Genomic DNA, 22575 nt, shown 5'->3' with positions numbered 1-22575 from the left:
CTGAAGAAACAAGACTGCTTATTGACGAAAGCAGTCTTGTTTCTTTATTCAATGAAAGTTTCACTTTATGCAGCTTTGTTTAAAAGAGGTTCAAAGTGTTTGGCTAACGTATACTTTTGAATGCCTCTTGTTCTTTTGATGGACTGTTCGGCATAGATTCTAGCTTGTTCTAAATTTCCTTCTTTGTGAAGAATGTCTGCCTCTACAGCATTTTGCATCCATGTCTTTTTTACGTTTTGAATGAGCAGGCGGCTTTTTTCTAGGTCATTTTCCTCTAAAGCAATTTGTATCTCATAATATAGTTTGAGCTCGGGTGGTTTTACATCGCTTAAAACCGTTTTAGCCGTTTTTATATCTTTTCTGTACAGTGCATATAGCACTTTGAATTGTGCTAATTTTGTGGGATGGGTATATTTTAGGATAATCTTGTTGTATGCTTCTTTTGCTTCCGTATCTAGGTGGTTCGCCAATGCATAGGTCAATTGATAGATAGGCTGTTTCTTATTACGAATGAGAAATTTTTCAATTCGATCGATATTATTAGCAAAAAGGGATGGATAGAGCTTGATTATTCCAATTAAAAATACGAACGGAATAAAGATGATGACGAAGTAATGAAGCTGAATTTGAAAAAAGCCGAATGATAAGCCTGCTACAATAGCAATAGTGAAAATTACGTAATTTTCCCTTATGGTAAAAACCTCCTTAGCTGTATAATAATACTTGTTTATATCGTATTATAGATTAGGACTACTATAATAGAAATAGTTTCATGGAGATTCTTATGAAAAAATATATACAATTTCCTAATCTACACAATTTTACTCGATATTTTATAAATTACTGGTAGAATTAACTTCATAATAAGCTAGAAAGAGTGATAGATTTTGAAATGGTTCAAAAAAATGAAAAATTGGTTTTTAGTAGAAGAGACTGTCGAGATAGAAGAAATTGTCATAGATGAAGAGCCAGATTTTGATGAAGTGAAGAACCGAGAGGCGGCTAAGCTTCAAAGAGAACATATACAAGAGAAACAAACTTTAAAGCGTAAAAGTACATCGATGAATGACCCGGATACGAAAGTTTTGTATCAATATCCGAAAGGACAATTTAAATTTCCATTGATTCCGGATGAAGAGCCATTACCGAAAAGAAAGATACGTAATAATCGCGTAAAGGACGAGGCGCGAATGCCACAGAAAGTCCCTGTCCAAGAAAAACCTAACCAAAAGTTTCCTGATAAAGCGACAAGGCCAGTTCATCATGAATCAGAATTAAAAGCCGTTACACCGAAGAAACCATTTCGCCCGACAGAAATCCCTTCTCCAATTTATGGGTTTCATCGGCCACAGAAGCAAGCAAGGCAGAAAGAGGAAGTTGTAGAATTCGAATTAGAAACGACACCTGATTCTGCTTATCAATTAGAGAGAGAGTTGGAAATTCCAGTATTGTATCGAAAGAGCAACACAGCAGAAGCGATAAAACCGCCAGTGATAGAAAAAGAGACGCGGGAGATTGTACAACCCGCTGTTGTCGTAGAGGAGAGAGTAGAGTCAGCATCTTCTAATCAACTAAAGAAGGAGTCGGAAATTCCCGTTGTTTATCGAAAGCGTAATGTAGAAGAATCGATAGAACCACCAGTGATGGAAAAAGAGGCGCCTGAGGTGATACAATCCGCTGTTGTTAAAGAGGAGAGAGTGGAGCCCGCATCTTCTAATCACCTAGAGAAGGAGTCAGAAATTCCCGCTGTTTATCGAAAGAGCAAAGCAGCAGAATCGATAGAACCGCGAGTAGTGGTGGAAGAAGAGGAGCGGGAGGTAGTACAGCCCGTTGTTGCAGAGGAGAGAGTAGAGCCCGCATCTTCTGACCACCTAGAGAAGGAGTCAGAAATTCCCGCTGTTTATCGAAAGCGTAATGTAGAAGAATCGATAGAACCGCCGGTGATGGAGGAAGAGGCGCCCGCGCCTGTACAACCCGCTGTTGTTGCAGAGGAGAAAGTTGAGCCGGCAGCTGCAGATACGAGGGTAGAGGAAACAAAGAAGGAACAACCGCGAAAAAAACATATTCCATTTAATGTTGTTATGCTAAAGCAAGATCAAAAGCGCATGAACTTTCCAAGTTATCAAGGAACAGGTAAAAAGGTTGTGCCAGTTACAAGAAGTGTTGTCCCGAAAACAGCTTCCCCAACGCCAAATATTGAAGAAAAGCCAAAGATGGAAGCAACAGAGGTGGCGAGTGCAGAAGAAGAGGCACCGATTATCCAACTAGCGCCGGATACCGTCGTTGAAGTAGCACCTATTGTGGAAAATATTGTTGAAACAGAACCTGTTGAACAAGCAGATACTTCTATCGGAACAGATTCACCTGAAGAAATGGAAGAGAATCCGTACTATATGTTTCCTGATATCGAATTGCTCACACCTTCAACAATGACGGAGAATGATGACGAATGGTTAGAAGAGCAAATGATTTTATTAAACGAAACATTGAAAAACTTCAATGTTCGTGCGAAAGTTGTCAATGTGACGCAAGGTCCAGCGGTTACACAGTTTGAGGTGTATCCAGAGCCTGGTGTGAAGGTGAGTAAAGTAACGAACTTAATGGATGATATTAAATTAAGTTTGGCTGCGCAAGATATGCGAATGGAGGCACCTATTCCAGGTAAGCATACAATCGGGATTGAAATTCCAAATCGAAAAAGTAAGCCGGTTTTTTTACGCGAAGTATTAGAAAGTGATGTATTCCAAAATCACCCGTCTCCATTGGCCGTTGTGATGGGGCTTGATATTGCTGGTCAACCGATTGTAACCGATTTGCGTAAAATGCCGCACGGTTTAATTGCAGGGCAAACGGGATCAGGAAAAAGTGTATGCATCAATACGATGCTCGTTAGTCTTTTATATAAAGCGACACCTCAGGAGTTAAAATTAATGTTGATTGACCCTAAGATGGTTGAGCTTGCTCCTTATAATCGAATTCCTCATTTAGTTAGTCCTGTTATTACGGATGTTAAAGCGGCAACAGCGGCTTTAAAATGGGCGGTTGAGGAGATGGAGCGCCGCTATGAATTATTTGTACATGCAGGTGTTCGAGATATTACGAAGTTTAATGAACAAGCTGAACTTGCCCGCCAATATTCGAACAAGCTGCCATATATCGTCATTATTATCGATGAATTAGCTGACCTCATGATGATGTCTCCGGCAGATGTGGAGGAAGCAATTTGTCGAATTGCTCAAAAAGCGCGTGCTTGCGGTATTCATTTAATTGTCGCTACACAGCGCCCATCAGTGGATGTCATTACTGGATTAATTAAGGCCAATATTCCAACTAGGGTTGCCTTTTCTGTATCTTCACAAGTAGACTCGCGCACGATTATTGATAGTGGCGGTGCAGAAAAACTGCTTGGTCGCGGCGATATGTTATTTGCTGAAAATGGATCATCGAAAACAGTGCGCTTGCAAGGTACATTCGTCAGTGATGATGAAATTGATCAAGTTGTGAACCATGTTAAAAATGAACAACAACCGAACTATTTATTTGAGCAGGAAGATTTATTAAGTCGGGCTCAAGTGACAGAAGACACAGATGAATTATTTTTAGAAGCATGCGAGTTTGTTGTAAGCCAACATGCTGCTTCAGCCTCAAGCATTCAACGACGTTTTCGTGTAGGATATAACAGAGCTGCAAGGTTGGTAGAGATGATGGAGCAGCAAGGAATTATTTCTGAATCAAGAGGAAGTAAGCCTCGCGAAGTATTGATTTCTGAGGAAGAATTAGAGTTTTTGCTTGATGAGAATTCAACGAATCATTGAACCTATATGACTTTAATTGTATATAATAAGAAATCGAATAAGGGATAATTATCAAGAAAAGCCAAAGTCATGTTGAAATACCATCTGGCTGACATGGTTGAATGAAGAAAAAAGTGATATAATGTTGATTTGTTGATTAATAAATATTGAAGAAATGATAAATTGTGCAGAAAACAAATAAACGAATGACGTCATATACTGTCATACAGATAGACGATTGGTGGAGGTTCTTCATATGACTGTTTACCATTTTGTGGGAATTAAAGGATCGGGGATGAGTGCGTTAGCACAAGTACTTTATGACTTAAAATTGGAAGTACAAGGTTCCGACTATGAAAAACAATTTTTTACACAAATAGCTTTAGAAAAAGCAGGAATTACAATTCTTCCGTTTAGTGAAGAAAATATTAAGCCAGGCATGACAGTTATTGCGGGGAATGCATTTCCGGATACTCATCCGGAAATTACGCGGGCTACAGAATTAGGATTACCGATTGTTCGTTACCATCGTTTCCTTGGTGACTTTTTGAAAAACTTTACAAGTGTAGCGGTTACTGGCGCGCATGGGAAAACATCGACAACAGGGTTACTTGCTCATGTAATGGGTGGAGTGAAGCCCACTTCCTATTTAATTGGTGATGGGACAGGAAACGGAGTCGAGCAATCGGAGTATTTCGTATTTGAGGCGTGTGAATATCGTCGTCACTTTCTTTCGTATTATCCAGACTATGCCATTATGACGAATATTGATTTTGATCATCCTGATTATTATGCAAACATTGAAGATGTTTTTGATGCATTCCAAACAATGGCTTTACAAGTGAACAAAGGTATTATTGCATGCGGAGATGATGAACAATTACAAAGCATCCAAGCGAAAGTACCTGTCATTCTATATGGTTTTGCTGAAGAAAATGACTTTCAAGCAAAAAATATTTCTGTTACAGAAGAAGGTACAACGTTTGATGTGTATGTCCGTAATACTTTTTATGAAACATTTACGATTCCGACATTCGGAAAACATAGTGTATTAAACGCTTTAGGTGTGATTGCCCTTTGTAAATACGAGCGTTTAGATACAGAGATAGTAAAAGCTCGCTTGAAAACATTTGGTGGGGTAAAGCGTCGATTTACGGAAAAAGAAATCGGTAGTCAAATTTTAATTGATGATTATGCACATCATCCAACAGAGATTACGGCGACTATTGATTCAGCACGTCAAAAATATCCAAACCGTGAAATTGTGGCTGTTTTCCAACCACATACGTTTACAAGAACACAAACGTTTATTACTCAATTTGCAGATAGTTTAAATTTAGCTGATAAAGTGTACTTATGTGATATATTTGGATCCGCTCGTGAAAACCAAGGAAAACTTTCTATTGAAGATCTTCAAGAGAAAATTCCAGGTGCTAAGTTGCTTGAAGAAGATGAAACGTCTGTTTTACAACAACATGAAAATAGCGTAATTCTTTTTATGGGTGCTGGAGATATTCAAAAGTTCCAGGTGGCCTATGAGCAGTTATTACAAGTGAAGTAATAGAAAATGCCTCTAAATTTATACTTTAGAGGCATTTTTTAATAGGTCCAGCTAAACAATGTTGCTAATCAAACGTGAGATTACGGTGTTATATGAAATGAGCTAAAAATCTGCTATATCATAAGGAATATGTATAATATCGCGGATTATTGTCTAGTTAAGTCGAGTATCTTTTTCTTTATAATATTTTTTAACGTATTTTGGGAAATGTAAAAGGAATTTTGGATTAGTTGTAGAATGTATAGATTTACCTTATTTAAAATGTCATATAAACGGTTAGAAAAGTTTCCTGTGATTGATATAATAGAGTATATTGAATAGATAGAGTTAAAATAATGATGGATAGAGTAATATGTCTCGATAGGCGTATTGGATATTTTGGAGGTGTCTTATGGAGATTATTTTGTATGTAAGTGCGGCAATTATTGCGATTGCTTTTCTCGTGCTTGTTATATATGTAGCGAAGACATTAACATCGCTGCAAATCACGTTAAACAGCGTTGCACATACATTAACTGGATTAGAGAGTCAACTGAAGGGAATTACGACGGAAACAACAGAATTATTACATAAAACCAATGCTTTAGCAGAGGATTTAAAGCAGAAATCAGAAAACTTAAACACAGCTGTTGTTGCTGTGAAAGAAGTTGGCACGTCAATCCAAAGCTTCAATACTTCTATTCAGAAGGTTTCGAATAAAGTGATAACCGAGATCGACAACAATCAAGAAAAAATTTCACAAATCGTGCAGTGGGGGAATATTGCCTTAGAGATGCGCGATAAGTGGAAGGCAAGAAAGCAACAACCAGAATCGTCGAATGAACAAGAAGGAAAAGAAGCATCCAAAAAAAGAAGGTTTTTACGAGCAAGATCATAATTTTTTAAAATTGAAAGGAGAATGGCTATGACTCAGAAAGAAGTTCAAAAAACGTATGAGGAAGATCGCAACTCCATCAATTCAAAAGATTTTATTATCGGTGCTTTAATAGGTGGTATGCTTGGTGCAGCAACAGCTCTATTTGTTGCTCCTAAGGCAGGCAGAGACTTAAGAAACGATATTACTGAGCAAGCTAGGGTAATATCAGAAAAAACCGGAAAACTCCGTCAAGATCTTACAGAAACCGCTAAAGAAAAGAAAAACAATGTAACTGAACTTGTCACAAGCAAATCATCAGCCATAGTTGGCAAAGTGAGAAGCCTAAGGGCAGAAAAGGCAGTAGAAGAGCTTGAAGTTGAAGCAGGGGAAAGCGAACCCGCAGCAACGAGTGAGGCGGATATTGCAAGTACACTTGAAGAAGAGGTACAAATAAAACTTGATGAGGCACAGCACGCCTTTGATGAAACGGAAAAAGAACTTCAATCTTAAAAGTTGAATCATTTGTCAGATAGTGCGGTGAAGTGGTACGATAACTTCACCGCTTTATTATGAAAGATGAAGAAATGAAAGGGGTTCATTCACCAATGACATTAACGAAAATTGAAACAGAAGAGCAATTTAATGAGTTACTTCAAAATGACACGGTATTATTTTTTAAACATAGTTTAACGTGTCCAGTAAGTGCAGAGGCATTTGAAGAATATCAAACCTTTATTGCTGAACACTCACAATTAGCGACAGCCTACTTAGCTGTACAGGAAGCACGCCCGCTTTCTAACTATATTGCTGAAACATTCGATATCAAGCACCAATCTCCACAAGCGATTTTCTTTAAGCAAGGAAAACCAACGTGGAATGATTCTCATTGGAGAATTAAAAATGAGTCTTTAACAGAAAATTTACCGAAGTAAGTCATAAAAAAGGTTGATTCAAGCGCTTTTGAATCAACCTTTTTGCGTTTTGCTATTATAGGAAGTTTTGACTTTTAGCTTCATGAAACGAGGGAGAAGACGAGTGTTCTTCAAGCATCATTGATTTAGCAGCTTTAGTGAATAGCAGCTAAATCAATGAGTGTGTAGTTGTCAGTTTTTATACTCATTGACTAATCCCTGTCTGAACTATTTTTACATCTGCTTTTACGTTTATTTTCATAGTAGGGTAAATTTGTTTAAAATCTTCATTAGACATTTCTTTATTGAAAGCGAGTACTTTTTGCTTTAACTGAAGAGGGTCTATATTTTTTTTCTGAAAGTCATTGATTAAATAATTAGCTTGCTTAATTAATTTCTTTTCCAGTGATTTTTCGACCTTGGAAATAACCCCCTCATCTGTTAAAATTCGACCATCCATGTATTCTTTTAAGTTTCCTTTGAGTTTAATGTTCCTCTATAATTAATGAAATCATTTGAATGGGAAAGAGATTCGAATAACTCTTCTAAATTAGCGACCTTTGGAGAAACTTTCGCTTCAATGGGGGTCTGTTTATTTCTTGATTTTTTAAAAATGAGAATCACCTCTTTTGCCTTATCATTGGTACTAATATGAGCAAGAACTAGCATAATATACATGTCTCTGTTCGGTATTATTTTAAAGCGAGAAGTGAAGATGGTGATGAGAAATGCTAGCGAAATGGGGTTTTTGAGCCACATACCTATTTTGGGAAAAGAGGGCACTGTTAGTGATTGTAGACAAAAAAAACCGGGCGCTCTTTACCCGGTTTTCTTAAAAGATAAGAAGATATAAAAGTTTTGATATGTTTTGGTGCCCAGCTTCAATGCTTAGCTCGCTGTGAAAAAGAGGATTGCTTTCGAAAGGCAAAGAGCTGCTTCTGTGTTAATCTCTATTTTCATTGTCAACTAACCAAGGCATCTCCGCTTTTCTTATTGTCTAGCTCCACCGGCTAGATCACGGTGAAAAAGATAAGAGTCACCAAAAGGCAAAGAGCGCCTTTTTGGGCCTCTTTCTGTTTTCTACTTGATCTGAACGAGCCGGTTCCGCTTTTCTTATTGAATCATTGTTGGCCAAAGAATTTTTAATTGGTCTCCAGGTGCTAATGTTTCATGGAAGGTTGCTTCTTGATTATTCTTAATTAAAATAAACCGACTGGAAGCATGTTGCGGCATATCGATATTTACATGTCGGAACAAATCTTGAAAGATAAACGGTTCCAGTTTATACGGCACATAGCTTAGGCTTTCTCCAACTTGAATCGTGTCGGATAGCGATAATCGGGTTTCCCCGCGGCAGAATTCGGCTAAAGCTTTGGTTAAGATTACCTTATTTCCGTTAAACGTGATTGGAATAGAGTATGTGAGTTGAATATTTAGAGCTTCGGCTAGTTCCGCTAGCGTTAATGACTTTGGGGGCAAGACCTGAATAATATCGCCGTCCTCAAAACTAGCTCTTTCTTTTACTTCTATGTTATTTTTATAAATGTACCCTTTAATGCTAGGCGCTTTATGTATTTTTTCGTTTAATTCAATTTGAAACGGCTGAATTAAGCGCAGTAATTCATGTAATTGCAGTACTTGTAATAGTTCTTCAATTGTTTCCGGAATGGAGCACGTAATAACATCATGATCTTTGATGAATTCTGTCCTCGTCACAATCGATCCATTTCTTGTAATGGTCGCTTCTATTATATAGGTCACACCGTTTATCGTTACTTTTTTACTTGGCATATGATCAATTAGGTCATGAATACATAATATAGCCGTATGGCCATCTTCTCCTTTTGTCACTTCGATGATATCTTCGTTTTTGACTGCTGCATCAAGGGCGACCTCTACTCCATTTAATAAAATTTTCGGGGGAGTTCCATGTTCACCAGGTATCGTAATTTGCTGTCCATTAAAGTGCACGATTTTAGCCATTCCAGGCTTTCCGTATAGTTTATTCAACTTAATACCAGCAGTAAGCAAGCAATCAGAAACGTTTGTTTGTTCCATATCAAATAGACGAATAGGCTGTCCGTTTACGAGGATACTCATATATTGAATTGGGCTTTTATTCGCTGCAATAGCAATGCCGATCGGCGTGACAAGCTCAGGCCCTTTGTGTACATGAGAGGAGAACTGTACATGTTGTATCGCTTCAATTCCGCGGATAGCGACGCGGTTTTCTGGTAAAGCTAGTCGTTTAGCGATGAGTTTTGTTAGCTCAGGTGTTTGACTGCCGCCGCCCACAAGCATGACAGCTTTAGGTGCCTTCCCATTATTTAATTCAAGAATTTCTTGACTAATAGAATCAGCCAAACGATTTAGCGCAGGCTGAATATTGTGAATGATTTCTTCTTTGGATATATCAACCTCAAAGCCAAGAATATCCGTCACTGTAATCACATCATTCGTCATAAGCTTCCGTTTCGCCTCTTCTGCAAGTGGAAAGTCGAGTAATAAATAGTCGCTAATCGCTTCCGTAATCTCGTCACCAGCGATTGGTACCATTCCATAGGCAATGACTGTGCCTGAATCCGTTAAAGCAATATCGGACGTTCCCGCTCCAATATCAACCAGTGCTACATTTAAGCGACGCATAGATGGTGGAATCAAAACATTGATAGCGGCAATTGGTTCGAGTGTTAAAGCCTGCATTTCTAAATCGGCTCGTTTCAAAGCTGCAAGCAAAGATTCAATGACCACTTTTGGAAGAAATGTTGCAATAATTTCAACAGATGCTTCTTCACCAGTTTGGTCGATTAAGCTTCCAATCTCTTGCCCATCTAGCCGATAGTATAAAACGGAATAACCAACACCGTAATAAGTAGAATTGGTTTGATTCTTTTGAGCTACTAGATGTTGTGCCTCTTGAACGGCACTGAATTCGAGGTGAAGAATATCTTCACGTGATAGCATAGGCTTTCCTTTAATATTCACAGCTATTGTCGCTTTTTCTGTTTTGAGAGCTCGTCCTGCTGCCGCAACAGACACTTTTTTTAGAGGTCCATGTTTTTCTTCGAGTTGCTCTTTAATTTGTTGAATGATTTTGGCAACGGCCATGACATCATGAATCTGTCCGTCCAGCATTGCTCTTTCTGCATGTTCTTGTGATAAAATATCAATAATTTTATAGCTTTCTGATAATTTTTCTAATATAATGCCTACAACAGACCTTGTTCCAATATCTAGGGCAAATAATGTTTCTGTCATATAGCTAACACCTTCTTTTGTGAAAATCAGTCTTTAATGCTTAAAAGCGTTCAATTAATAAAGTGAAAATTAAGTGACATTTAGGTTTTTATCATTTATAATAATTTCAATTATACATGAAATATGGCAAAATATATGAAGAAAATAAGGCTGGATAACAATCAATTAAAATTTTCGAAATCCTATGATGATTAAGAATAATTGGACCAGTGCTAATTTTAAAAACGAAAGGATGGATTTGTAATGAGCAACAAGGAGCTTGACGTACTACGTGATCAACTAGACGATATTAATCTTCAGTTATTACATCTTATTAACCAACGAGCTGAGCTCGCTCAAGAAATTGGCCGAGTAAAAGAAAAGCAAGGTGTAAATCGTTACGATCCAGTTCGTGAAAGAAAAATGCTAGATCTCATTGAAGAAACACATGAGGGACCATTAGAGCTTGCGTCTATTAAGCATATCTTTAAAGAAATTTTTAAACTTGGATTAGATATTCAAGATGAAAATAAAAAGAAAGCCTTGCTTGTGTCTAGAAAGCAAAAACAAGAAGATACGATTATCAATTTAAATGGTGAATTAATTGGTAATGGCGTGCCAAGTTTTGTTTTCGGACCTTGTGCGGTTGAATCGTATGAACAAACAGCAGCCGTTGCAGCAGCAATTAAGGCGAAAGGTTTAAAGTTAATGCGCGGTGGTGCATATAAGCCACGTACATCTCCATATGACTTCCAAGGACTTGGCCTTGAAGGACTTCAAATTTTAAAAAGAGTTGCAGATGAATACGACTTAGCGGTTATTAGTGAGATTGTAAGCACAGATGATATTGAAACAGCACTTGATTATATCGATGTGATTCAAATTGGTGCTCGTAATGCACAAAACTTTGACTTGTTAAAAGCGGCTGGTTCAACGAATAAGCCTGTTCTTTTAAAACGTGGTATGTCAGAAACAATCGATGAATACATTCATGCTGCGGAATACATTATGGCACAGGGAAACAGCAATATCATTCTTTGTGAACGCGGAATCCGTACGTATGAGAAAGCGACAAGAAATACGTTAGATATTACAGCTGTACCGATTTTAAAACAAGAAACGCATTTACCTGTATTGGTTGATGTAACGCATTCAACAGGACGTCGTGATCTTTTACTTCCGGCAGCAAAAGCAGCACTTGCTATTGGAGCAGATGGTGTGATGGCTGAAGTGCATCCGGACCCAGCTGTTGCTTTATCTGATTCAGCACAGCAAATGGACTTGAAGCAATTCGATGCATTCTATGATGAAATTAAACGTTTAAACTGGGTGACGGTTTAATAGAAAATAGCAATGAGTAAGGTCCTTACTATTTACAGTAAGGACCTTTTGTAGATTGTTAGGGTGTCAAACTCTTGTTTCTTATGAAATAAATCAAAAATCAACTAATAGGAGCTTTAAAAAGAATAAAGTAATTGCAGGAAAGAAACGTCTATCGTATGATAAATATCATAATAGGATTAATCATTTGCCCACTTTATTTGTGCATTTATTCACATAGTTCAAGAACTAAATAAATATGTTTAGATACAGATAAAACGAAAATCAAAATAATTGTAGCCTTTAATGGAGAAAATAATTGAAATGGAGGAATGGGATTATGAATAATGTAACCATTTATGATGTAGCCCGCGAAGCAAATGTTTCCATGGCGACGGTTTCTCGCGTAGTAAATGGCAATCCAAACGTAAAACCAGCCACAAGAAAAAAAGTATCGGATGTTATTGAACGCCTAGGATATCGACCGAATGCGGTAGCAAGAGGGCTTGCGAGCAAGAAAACGACGACAGTTGGTGTGATTATTCCTGATATTTCAAGCATTTTCTTTGCTGAGTTAGCACGAGGAATTGAAGATATTGCTACGATGTATAAATACAACATTATTTTAAGTAATTCGGATGAAAATAAAGATAAAGAATTTCACTTATTAAATACGATGTTAGGGAAACAAGTTGATGGCATTGTGTTTATGGGCAGTCATATTACAGACGAGCATGTGAAGGAATTTAAAAATTCGCCGGTACCAATTGTTCTTGCTGGTTCAATTGAAGAAGAGGCGAAACATCAAATTCCGTCGGTAAATATTGATTATGAAGCAGCAGCGTTTGATGCCGTGTCAGCTTTTGCTGCGAAAGGGCACACACGCATTGCTTTTGTTTCAGGTAATCTGACTGATCCAATCAATATTCAAAAAATAGCAGGTTACAAACGTGGCTTACAAGAAGCAAACCTTCCTTTTGATGATGTACTTATTGTCGAAGGAGACTATACCTATAATTCAGGTATTGAATGTTTTGAAAAGCTTGTAGAAGTAGCGGATAAGCCGAGTGCTATTATTGTAGCAGCAGATGAAATGGCGCTCGGTATTGTCCATGCAGCTCAAGATAAAGGTTTGCATGTGCCTGACGATTTTGAAGTCATTAGCTTTGATAACACACGATTAACTTTAATGGTGCGTCCACAAATTTCAACAATTGTTCAACCACTTTATGACATCGGTGCCGTAGCGATGCGATTGTTAACGAAGTTGATGAACAAGGAAGAAGTTAATGGTTTAGATAATGTTATTTTGCCGCATCGAATTGAAGAGAGACAATCTACAAAATAAGCTGTTAGGAAATCGCGCATACATTAAAAATCAGTGAAAAGCACTCGGAACGTCCGAGTGCTTTTCTATTTGTTACAACAAGTTTAAAACTGATTCGTAGTTTGCTGAGATGAGCGAATCGGGTGCAGCGCCTTAGCTAATGTTTGAGCGTTTTTTTCCGTAATGTCTGCTTTTCGTGGAATCGGCTCATAGATGTCGTCCATATCGTCCCATTCGCTTGGAAGTAGTTCTTCAGATTCCGGCTGCCAACGATTAATCCAGTCTTTTGGAAGAGGACCGCTATTGTTTGAATTATTCGTCATTTCAAGCCAGACGAGTGACCAGGCGCGAGGGACAACACGATAAATATCGTAGCCGCCGCCGCCAACTGCAATCCAGCGTCCTCCGCAATATTTGTGAGCAAATTCATGTGCAAGTTTCGGAATCTCTTTATATATCTTCATTGTTCCTGATAGATGTGTTAACGGATCATAATAATGAGAATCTGCTCCATTTTGAGTGAGGATGACATCTGGTTTAAAGAAGTCCATAACTTCCCTCAATGATGTGCGATAACAATCAAGCCATGATTCATCTTCTGTGAAGGCATCGACCGGTATATTGAAGGAATAACCATAGCCCTTTCCTTGACCTCGTTCATTTATGTTTCCGGTACCAGGAAATAAGTAGCGTCCTGTTTCATGAATGGATAGTGTACATACATCGGAATCATCATAAAAGGACCACTGTACACCATCCCCATGATGGGCGTCAGTATCAACATATAAGACACGTGCGTTATACTTTTGTTGTAAATATTTAATAGCAACGGAACAGTCGTTGTAGACACAAAAGCCGGATGCTTTACCGCGAAAGCCGTGATGTAAGCCTCCGCCCGGATTGAATGCGTGCAGGGCGTGTCCTGTCATAACAGCATCAACAGCTGTTAACGTACCGCCTGTAATAAGTGCACTTGCTTCATGCATATTTTTAAAAATCGGTGTATCATCTGTGCCGATTCCGTAGTTTTGTGCGATTTCTACTGATAGCTGCCCTTGACCTGCAAGTTGGACAGCTTGGACATACTGAGCATCATGAACAAGCTCTAATTCTTCAATGGTAGCCATTCGTGGTTGAATAATTTGTCTATCATTTATCGCTCCATGTTTTTGTAACAAATCAAGTGTTAGCTGTAGCCGCTTTTGATTAAATGGATGATCCTCCCGGAATTTATAGGTTAATAAATCTTCTGAGTGGATATATAGTGCGTCATGAATCATAGGAATTGCCCCGATACAGTTGGCCAAAGGACTTCATAGCCTTCTTTTCGTAAATCCTCTATGACGATAAATGGATTAATCGTTTGAGCCCGAACGACGAGTATTGGAGATGTATTATCAGCTTTCTCTGGATAAATGAGTACGCTATGTATATTTACATTTCGCTTTTTGAAAATACCGCAAATGTCATGGAGGATGCCTGGTTTATCCGGAATCTTAATTTCAATTTGTGAACCGGGTTTATTGACTCCCGTTAATTCGATAAAGGCTTGTAATAAGTCTGAGCTTGTTATAATTCCTACTAGTTTCTTTTCTTTTACAATCGGAAGGCAGCTAATATTGTTTTCACAAAAAATAGCGCCGATTTCCTCTACAAAGTCGAGTGGATGGCCCGAAATAATATTTGTTTTCATAATCGAACTAATCGGTCTGTATAAATCTTCTTTAAACTCTTCGGTGCGAAAGATGGATGGAGTAGCGTCTCTAAGATCGCGGTCGCTTACTAAACCAATTAGATAATTGTTTTGGTCGACAATTGGAATGTGGCGGATTTTTTTTTCGTTTATAAGTAAGAGCGCGCTGTAAATGGTATCTGTTGGGGCTAGAGTCATAACATTTTTGGTCATCATCTTTTCAACAATCATTGTTCTTCCTCCTCTTGAATCACCGTATTAGTACATAAAGCGGTTCATAAAGCGTAGCCGATCAAATGTTTGAACAGATTTTGGCGGGACGTTTTTACCTATTTTCGCCATAAGGCAGTTGGCGGGATGTGAGCAAATTTCAGGGTCATCGGTTGCAAAATAGGTAAGCCCTCCTGCACTCATCATCTTTTCCATCATTCTTCGATAATCCCATATGTTTAATCCGGTTCCTTTTAAATCCCAATGCCAATAATATTCTGTGGTAATGATGATATAGTTTTCCATCTCCTCATCCATCATAGCTACACGCAGCAAATTTTGAGCAACTGATGCACCGCGAAATGAAGAAATGACTTCAACTGCTCCCAGTTCAATTAAATCATCCATCTTAATTTCCGACCAACGTTCTAACGGGTCAGGGTATAAGAAGGTTACATAGCCGACAATTGTGTTTTCATGACGCGCGATAATAATGCGTCCTTCTGGTAAACTAGCAATTTCTATTAAGGCTTTGTGCTGTTGTAATGGAGGGCGAAAAGCAACGAGGTCTTCATGAAAGTGAAGGGAACTTAGTTGTTCAGCGGAAATAGGACCTTCGATAAGCAATGTACCATTTGTTGTTTCTAACTCCTTCGCATAGTAGGTTTTTGTATGCCTCATGTATTCACCTCCTTTAAAAAAGCTCTGTTAAATGGTGTTATTACTTCTGGGAATCAATAATATTCATTAACATAGCCTTAAAAAATTACATTCTTGAAATATTATACATGAAAAATAGTATGTAAATTTTATAAATTTAGCAATTATTTTTTATTTTTTTCACTTTTTTACAATCATTATAAAACTATTTCATACTTAACAGCCATGTAAGGTTTTTATTGATAGAAGTTTCACTTCTTTTTCTCTAATTTTAGAAATAAATCATGATAAACGTAATATATATGAAATTATGAAACGTTAATAAAGGGAGGTTGCATAGTATTGAAAACGTTGCCAATAATAGCGGGTGAATTTAATTTGCAAAATTATGATGAGGTGTACAAGCAGTTTGATTGGTCGGATGCGGAGCGAGCCTTTTCCTGGTTTGAAACAGGGAAGGTAAATTTGGCTTATGAAGCGATAGATCGTCATGCCAAAACTTCTAAAAAGAATAAAGTTGCCCTTTATTATAAAGATGATGAGCGAAATGAAAAATATACATTTAAAGAAGTACAGCAACAGACGAATAAAGCAGCGAATGTACTTAAAGGTGTAGCAGATATAAAGAAGGGAGATCGTGTATTTATTTTTATGCCTCGCTCTCCAGAATTGTATTTTGCTTTAATTGGTGCGATTAAGCTTGGGGCAATTGTTGGTCCCTTATTTGAAGCATTTATGGAGGGAGCTGTTCGAGATCGCTTGTTAGATAGTGAAGCAAAGGCGATTGTCACAACACCTGAGCTATTATCACGTGTGCCAGTTAAAGATCTTCCACACTTGCAATATATCTTTTTGGTAGGAGAGAATATTGAAGAAAAAGATAAATGTTATGACTTCAATAAAAGAATGAAAGAAGCAGATCGTCAGTTTGATATTGTTTGGGTAGAAAGGACAGATGGGCTTACGCTTCATTATACGTCAGGATCGACTGGAAAGCCCAAAGGGGTTCTCCATGTTCACAATGCGATGATTCAGCATTATCAAACGGTGAAATGGGTACTCGATATGAAGGAGGAAGATGTTTATTGGTGTACAGCTGACCCAGGCTGGGTTACAGGGACTGCTTATGGAGTTTTCGGACCGTGGCTTACGGGCACTTCCATTGTAGTCGCAGGAGGCCGTTTTAAACCAGAGTCATGGTATAAGATTATTGAGGAGTTTGGAGTGTCGGTTTGGTATAGTGCTCCAACAGCTTTTAGGATGCTTATGGGTGCTGGTGATGAGATAGTGAAGCGATTTGATTTAAGTTCGCTTCGACACGTACTTAGTGTAGGAGAGCCGCTTAATCCGGAAGTTATTCGCTGGGGGATGAAAGTGTTCGAGCGTCGTATACATGATACTTGGTGGATGACGGAAACAGGTGCACAATTGATTTGTAATTATCCTTGTTTGGAAATTAAGCCAGGCTCGATGGGGAAACCAATTCCGGGAGTGAAGGCAGCGATTATTGATGACCAAGGACGAGAGCTGCCGCCGTATCGAATGGGGAATCTTGCTATTAAAAAAGGTTGGCCAGCTATGATGGCGACAATTTGGAATAATCAACAAAAATATGATTCTTATTTTTTAAAGGAAGATTGGTATGTATCTGGAGATTCTGCTTATATGGATCAGGATGGCTACTTCTGGTTTCAGGGACGTGTCGATGATGTTATTATGACTTCTGGTGAACGCGTTGGACCATTTGAGGTAGAAAGTAAATTAGTCGAACACCCAGCTGTTGCGGAAGCAGGGGTAATCGGAAAGCCTGATCCAGTTCGTGGTGAAATCATTAAGGCGTTCATTGCTCTTCGCGATGGGTATGAACCTACTGAGCAATTAATCGAGGACATTCGTCAATTTGTTAAGTTAGGCCTTGCTTCACATGCAGCACCGCGCGAAATTGAATTTCGCGATAAGCTTCCGAAAACTCGGAGTGGAAAAATTATGCGTCGTGTTTTAAAGGCTTGGGAACTTGATTTGCCAACGGGCGATTTATCTTCAATGGAAGACTAAAGTACGAGGCTAACAGTTCTATTTAATTTAGAAGAGAACATGAAGAAAGAGGCATCCTAATGGATTAGCCTCTTTCTTCATGTTTTATTCTGTAGGTTCTACAGGTTTTGTTTGTGAATCAGCCGGTTTAGTGGATTCAGGTGTTTCTTCAGTTTCCTCTGTTTCGTTTGGAGCTGCAGGCTTCGTAGTTTCTTGATTTACTTCCTGGTCAGCTTCTGCGTTCGGCTTTTTAGTTGAATCCGTTGATTCTTGCTTTGGTGCTGTTTCTTCTGGTGTTATTTCCTCAGTTTGTTGTGTTTCTACTTGACTTTGGACACCTGCAGCTGCGGATCCTCCAGACTCCTTGCCGACGATATCAACTGCTGTTACATAATAGGAACCGCCGCGAGACATCGTAAAGGACATAGAGACATTCCCCTGAAGGCTGCCTACTTTTTTACCGTTGCGATAAATTCGATAGCCGACTACATCTCCCTCAGGATGTTGACTCCAGACAAGAGCGTTCCCTTGGACACTGACGCTAGGTGGAGCTGGTGTTTTACCATTATCGTTCAACTTAGCTGTTGCTGCAGCGACTCCATTCGATGGTCCGTTAGTTGGAAGAAGGCTGCTTCGATCTATTACATATTTAAAGCCCGTGCTTTCAAGAAAATCTGGGCTTAGCATCATGCCGCCGCTTCTAAATTCACTTGGTGTTTGAGGAAGAGCTGCATAGCGTTTTGCCCCTACTTGAACATATTGGCCATCTGTGAAACTATTATCAATTTTGGTTGGTGCATGTTTAGCAATGAAAAGATCTGTTCTGACGAATCCTGCTTTTTGACAAGCTTCAGAAGCTAGCAATCCGGAAACAGCACAGAATGAGCGACTGACAATTCCGCTTGCCATGTTAAAGCTCTTCTCTGGATCAACAAGTTTCGGTTTAACTTGATAAGCAGCATTCATAAGATCGGCCCAATAATATAGGTTTCGTTTATTATATTCAAGGCCATTATACAAGCCTTGTAATGATTTAGGTGTATCATAGCCAATCCATGTTCCAAATGTGACATTCGGGTTAGTTGCAACGAACCAAGCATCTCCGAAATTTTGAGATGTCCCGGTTTTACCTGCCCAATCACTAGAAAAAGCAAGGCGATTACGGACAGAAGTCGCTGTTCCGTTTGAGATGACATCGCGCATCATATCAATCGTTAAATAAGAGGTTTGAGGTGAAAAGACATCGACTTTCTTTGGTTTATGTTCATAAACGACCTTACCATCTTTTGTGACAATTTTATCAATCATATAAGCATCGATAAATTTTCCACCGTTTGCAAAAGTTGCATAGGCATTGACGTTCTCTTCAACGGTTACTCCTTTTTCTAAAGCACCGAGTGATACAGATAGATTCTCATAATCGGCTTTTGCTAAACTGGAAAATCCCATTTTTTCTAAATATTTAACAGGATTTTGATTAATAATACTTTTATAAAATAAAGCAGTTGGTACGTTATATGACTTCACGAGTGATTCACGTGCGGTTGCCACGCCGCTATAACCGCCGCCCCCATAGTTACCTGGTCGCCATCCATTGATTGAAACAGGTACATTCGCTGCTACGCTCCCTGGAGAAATCTTCCCAAGTTCAATACCGGGTGCATAGACTGCTAATGGTTTCATCGTTGAGCCGTTTGAACGAATGGCTGCTGTCGCATGATTTGTTTGTTCACGATTAAAATCGCGCCCGCCGACAAAGCTGATAATTTTACCTGATTTATTTTCAATCAATATTGCACCAGCTTCTACTGGTTCTTTGACGATTTTCTTTTCTTTCGTCTCTGAATCCGTTACTTCTTCCGTTTTATCGTATCCGAAGTTTGGGTAGTTTTTTGTTGCTTCCTGCATGTTATCGTAAATGTTTTTATCAATTGTTGTATAAATTTTGTAGCCATTTTGGCGTAAATTTCGATCAGCTAACGTAACATATTGTTGATATAAATCTTTATCTTTTTCCAAGTCGCTTTCTTCATATCCATCGTCTTTAGCTAAAATCGTAGTAAGAATTTGAATAGAGCGTTTTTCAATTTCAACAGTCAACCATGGATACTTTTCAGATGGCAGAGGCTTCTTGCCAATAAAGTCTTTTGTAATATCATAGGCTATAGCTTTTTCATATTCTGCTTGTGTAATAGACTGGTTATCCCGCATTCGTTTTAACACCGTTTTCATACGTGAAACTCCAGGAGTTAAATCCTCTTTAAGCGTTCCTTGTTGTGTATACGGAGTATAGCCAAATGGGCTTTGAGGTAAACCAGCAATAAACGCTGCTTGTGGGAGTGTTAAGTCTTTTGCATCTTTTCCGAACAATCCTTCAGCGGCAGACTGTACACCAGCAATATTCCGTCCAGAAGAGTTGCGTCCGAACGTTGAGACGTTTAAATAGGTTTCTAGAATTTCATCTTTTTCAAAGAATTTCTCGACTCTAAGTGCCAGTAGAATTTCTTTTGCTTTTCGATCGAATGATACTTCATCCGTTAACACTTGGTTTTTAATGAGCTGCTGTGTTAATGTACTTCCGCCGGATTGAATAGGGGCATTTGTGAATTCTTGATAAATTGCTCGTAAAATTGCTTTTGGTACAACCCCTTTATGCTCATAAAAATATTCATCCTCAGTCGCAATCACTGCTTTTTTTAAATCGTCAGACATGTTTTCAATGGGCACTTCAATTCGCTCTAAATCAGATTTAAGTTTTCCAAGATAGACTTCGTCTGCAAAATACACTTCCGATGTTTCTTCATAGTTGTAAATTTCTTTTTGTAGATCTTCTTTTGAACGTACGGGTTCATCTTTTACGAGGGCTGCAAAATAACCAGCACCAACTCCTCCAGCAAAAGAAAATCCAAGAATGCCAATGATGATAAGAAGGAGTGTTAAGTTCCAAGTTACTAAATAACTGACTCTCGCTGCTTGTTGTGTTTTTTTATTTTTTAAGAAGTATATAAACCTCTTCCATCCATCTTGATTATTACTCATCGTATCATACCCCCTAAAATCACCTAATATTATAGCACACAATCAATTATTAAACGGACAATATTCAATATGTTGGTAATATATGGATGTTTGGCTGGTTGACATCGAACGAAATATATGATAAAAATTCATTTATATAAATGCTTAAAGTGATGATAGGATTCAGTAGTCAAGCTATCCCTGTGTTAGAGAGCCGGTGGTTGGTGTAAATCGGTACATATAGTGAGATGAATTACTCCCTGGAGCAGTTGCTGTGAACATTGAAGTAGCAGGAATCGGGTTGCGACCGTTACTCGCATTAAGCGGAGGATTTTTTTGCAGTCCTCAAGTTGGGTGGTACCGCGAATATAATTCGTCCCTTCATGTATATGAAGGGGCGTTTTTTGTTTGTTTCAAAAAGGCGTATGTTAAAAGGTGTGTGAAACTATGTTTTTGTATGAAAGCAATCGTTAACAAATCTTTATAACAGGAGCTTAATAAAAAGGAGGAAAAAATAATGGATTTATTACAAGATCTCAAGTGGAGAGGAATTATGTACCAACAAACAGATGAAGAAGGGATGAAAGAGCTGTTAGAGAACGAGAAAATCTCTCTATACTGTGGAGTTGATCCGACGGCTGATAGTATGCATATTGGGCATTTATTACCATTTTTGACATTGCGTCGCTTTCAACAACATGGTCATCGTCCGCTTGTATTAGTCGGCGGAGCAACTGGTCTAATTGGTGACCCGAGTGGGAAGAAGGAAGAGCGTTCGCTGCAAACACTAGAAAAAGTGTTACATAATGCTCGTTGTTTACAAGGCCAACTCCAAAGTATCTTCAGTTTTGAAGGGGAAAATGGAGCGGTGATGGTCAATAACTATGACTGGATTGGCAAAATTGATGTGGTGACATTCCTTCGTGATTACGGGAAGTACATCGGGGTGAACTATATGCTTGCGAAAGATACAGTTGCGTCTCGCCTTGAAACAGGGATTTCATTCACAGAATTTGCATACACGATTTTACAAGGACTAGATTTTAATCATCTGTATGATAATTATAATTGTAAACTACAAATTGGCGGCAGTGACCAATGGGGGAATATTACAACAGGTTTAGAAATGATTCGTAAAGCACATGATGAAGAGACTAAAGCTTTTGGAATGACTATTCCGCTTGTAACAAAAGCAGATGGAACAAAGTTTGGTAAAACAGAAGGGGGAGCAATCTGGTTAGACCCGGAAAAAACAACTCCTTATGAGTTCTACCAATTTTGGATTAACACAGCCGATGCAGATGTCGTGAAATATTTAAAATACTTCACATTCTTATCTCATGAAGCGATTGAAGAATTAGCACAAGCAGTTGAAAACGAGCCGCATTTACGTAAAGCACAAAAAGCGTTAGCGGAAGAAATGACACGTTTAATTCATGGTCAAGAAGCGTTGGACCAAGCGATTAAAATTTCTGCTGCATTATTTAGTGGAGAGGTAAAGAACTTAAGTGCAGCTGAAATTAAAGTCGGTTTTAAAGATGTCCCAAGCTATGTGCGTGAAAGTCAGGAAGAAATTAGCCTTGTTGATTTAATCGTGGAAGCAAAAATTTCGCCTTCGAAACGTCAGGCACGTGAAGATATTCAAAATGGCGCAATCTCTATTAATGGAGAGAAGATAACGGACTTAGCGTATGTAGTGACAGAAGTGGATAAAATCGAAGGAGAGTTTATGCTCATTCGTCGAGGGAAGAAGAAATATACGTTAGTAAGATAAGTGAATAATATATAGAAGAAAGCCGGCCCTATTTGGCCGGCTTTTTAAATAGGGAAATAGTATTTCCTAAACATACGCTATGTTAAATATAATAAAGTGAACTTCCATTAGTAGGGTGTTACTGTCCATTAAGTATGGGATAAAGCCTGACAATAAAAAAAGCGGCTCCATCTGAGGATG

Annotated in this window: 16 protein-coding genes and 1 other annotated feature; of the genes, 9 read left to right on the top strand and 7 right to left on the bottom strand. The window is 38.5% G+C overall.

Annotated features, from left to right (window positions below; all coding sequences use genetic code 11):
- Positions 1–65 precede the first annotated feature (65 nt).
- A complete protein-coding gene (locus BAOM_RS19205) occupies positions 66–482 on the bottom strand; it encodes a hypothetical protein (protein WP_127761675.1) in 417 nt (138 codons plus the stop codon).
- Positions 483–887: 405 nt separating this feature from the next.
- Here BAOM_RS19205 and BAOM_RS19200 point away from each other — a divergent pair, with 405 nt between their 5' ends.
- The 5 genes from BAOM_RS19200 to ytxJ all read left to right on the top strand — a co-directional run bounded on the left by BAOM_RS19200 (position 888) and on the right by ytxJ (position 7143).
- The gene (locus tag BAOM_RS19200) at positions 888–3815 is read left to right on the top strand and encodes a DNA translocase FtsK (RefSeq protein WP_252282617.1); all 2928 of its coding nucleotides are present in this window, start codon (positions 888–890) and stop codon (positions 3813–3815) included.
- A gap of 235 nt (positions 3816–4050) precedes the next feature.
- On the top strand, positions 4051–5355 hold the full coding sequence (gene murC / locus BAOM_RS19195) for a UDP-N-acetylmuramate--L-alanine ligase (protein ID WP_127761674.1): 1305 nt from the start codon (positions 4051–4053) through the stop codon (positions 5353–5355).
- A 391-nt stretch (positions 5356–5746) separates the two neighbouring features.
- Complete coding sequence (locus tag BAOM_RS19190; RefSeq protein WP_127761673.1) at positions 5747–6232, top strand: DUF948 domain-containing protein; 486 nt, start codon at positions 5747–5749, stop codon at positions 6230–6232.
- Between the two features lie 27 nt (positions 6233–6259).
- Entirely contained in the window at positions 6260–6721 is a 462-nt protein-coding gene (locus tag BAOM_RS19185) for a YtxH domain-containing protein (RefSeq protein ID WP_164853292.1), read from the top strand.
- Between the two features lie 95 nt (positions 6722–6816).
- Positions 6817–7143: a bacillithiol system redox-active protein YtxJ gene (gene ytxJ / locus BAOM_RS19180; RefSeq protein ID WP_127761671.1), complete on the top strand. Its 327-nt coding sequence runs from the start codon at positions 6817–6819 to the stop codon at positions 7141–7143.
- 184 nt (positions 7144–7327) lie between these two features.
- Here ytxJ and BAOM_RS19175 read toward each other — a convergent pair whose 3' ends face one another.
- Complete coding sequence (locus tag BAOM_RS19175) at positions 7328–7612, bottom strand: Ger(x)C family spore germination C-terminal domain-containing protein (protein WP_257467717.1); 285 nt, start codon at positions 7610–7612, stop codon at positions 7328–7330.
- A 623-nt stretch (positions 7613–8235) separates the two neighbouring features.
- Positions 8236–10380, bottom strand: coding sequence for a cell division protein FtsA (locus BAOM_RS19170; RefSeq protein WP_127761669.1), 2145 nt, complete (start codon positions 10378–10380; stop codon positions 8236–8238).
- 243 nt (positions 10381–10623) lie between these two features.
- On the opposite strand from BAOM_RS19170, the gene BAOM_RS19165 reads away from it, so the two are divergent.
- Together BAOM_RS19165 and ccpA are read left to right on the top strand one after the other, a co-directional pair.
- Positions 10624–11700 (top strand): bifunctional 3-deoxy-7-phosphoheptulonate synthase/chorismate mutase, encoded by a 1077-nt coding sequence (locus tag BAOM_RS19165; RefSeq protein WP_127761668.1) that lies wholly within the window; start codon positions 10624–10626, stop codon positions 11698–11700.
- A gap of 319 nt (positions 11701–12019) precedes the next feature.
- A complete protein-coding gene (gene ccpA, locus BAOM_RS19160; RefSeq protein WP_127761667.1) occupies positions 12020–13027 on the top strand; it encodes a catabolite control protein A in 1008 nt (335 codons plus the stop codon).
- Positions 13028–13110: 83 nt separating this feature from the next.
- Here ccpA and BAOM_RS19155 read toward each other — a convergent pair whose 3' ends face one another.
- The 3 genes from BAOM_RS19155 to BAOM_RS19145 are packed head-to-tail and all read right to left on the bottom strand — an operon-like array spanning position 13111 to position 15590.
- Positions 13111–14286, bottom strand: a complete 1176-nt coding sequence (locus BAOM_RS19155) for an acetoin utilization protein AcuC (RefSeq protein ID WP_127761666.1) — start codon at positions 14284–14286, stop codon at positions 13111–13113.
- Positions 14283–14930 carry an acetoin utilization AcuB family protein gene (locus BAOM_RS19150; RefSeq protein WP_127761665.1) on the bottom strand — a complete coding sequence of 216 codons (648 nt, stop codon included), beginning with the start codon at positions 14928–14930 and terminating at the stop codon, positions 14283–14285. The genes BAOM_RS19155 and BAOM_RS19150 overlap by 4 nt, the downstream gene beginning before the upstream one ends.
- A 27-nt stretch (positions 14931–14957) precedes the next feature.
- A complete protein-coding gene (locus BAOM_RS19145) occupies positions 14958–15590 on the bottom strand; it encodes a GNAT family N-acetyltransferase (protein WP_127761664.1) in 633 nt (210 codons plus the stop codon).
- A 321-nt stretch (positions 15591–15911) separates the two neighbouring features.
- On the opposite strand from BAOM_RS19145, the gene acsA reads away from it, so the two are divergent.
- Positions 15912–17624 (top strand): acetate--CoA ligase, encoded by a 1713-nt coding sequence (gene acsA, locus BAOM_RS19140; RefSeq protein ID WP_373995309.1) that lies wholly within the window; start codon positions 15912–15914, stop codon positions 17622–17624.
- Positions 17625–17708: 84 nt separating this feature from the next.
- Here the strand turns inward: acsA and BAOM_RS19135 are convergent, their stop codons facing one another.
- A complete protein-coding gene (locus BAOM_RS19135) occupies positions 17709–20642 on the bottom strand; it encodes a transglycosylase domain-containing protein (RefSeq protein WP_127761662.1) in 2934 nt (977 codons plus the stop codon).
- 143 nt (positions 20643–20785) lie between these two features.
- Positions 20786–21005: a binding site (T-box leader), on the top strand.
- A 133-nt stretch (positions 21006–21138) separates the two neighbouring features.
- Here BAOM_RS19135 and tyrS point away from each other — a divergent pair.
- The gene (gene tyrS / locus BAOM_RS19125; RefSeq protein WP_127761660.1) at positions 21139–22395 is read left to right on the top strand and encodes a tyrosine--tRNA ligase; all 1257 of its coding nucleotides are present in this window, start codon (positions 21139–21141) and stop codon (positions 22393–22395) included.
- Positions 22396–22575: the final 180 nt, after the last annotated feature.

The sequence above is a fragment of the Peribacillus asahii genome, from assembly GCF_004006295.1.
Lineage (GTDB): Bacteria > Bacillota > Bacilli > Bacillales > DSM-1321 > Peribacillus > Peribacillus asahii_A.
Note: the sequence above shows the minus strand (reverse complement) of the source record. Positions and strands in the feature narration are given on the sequence as shown.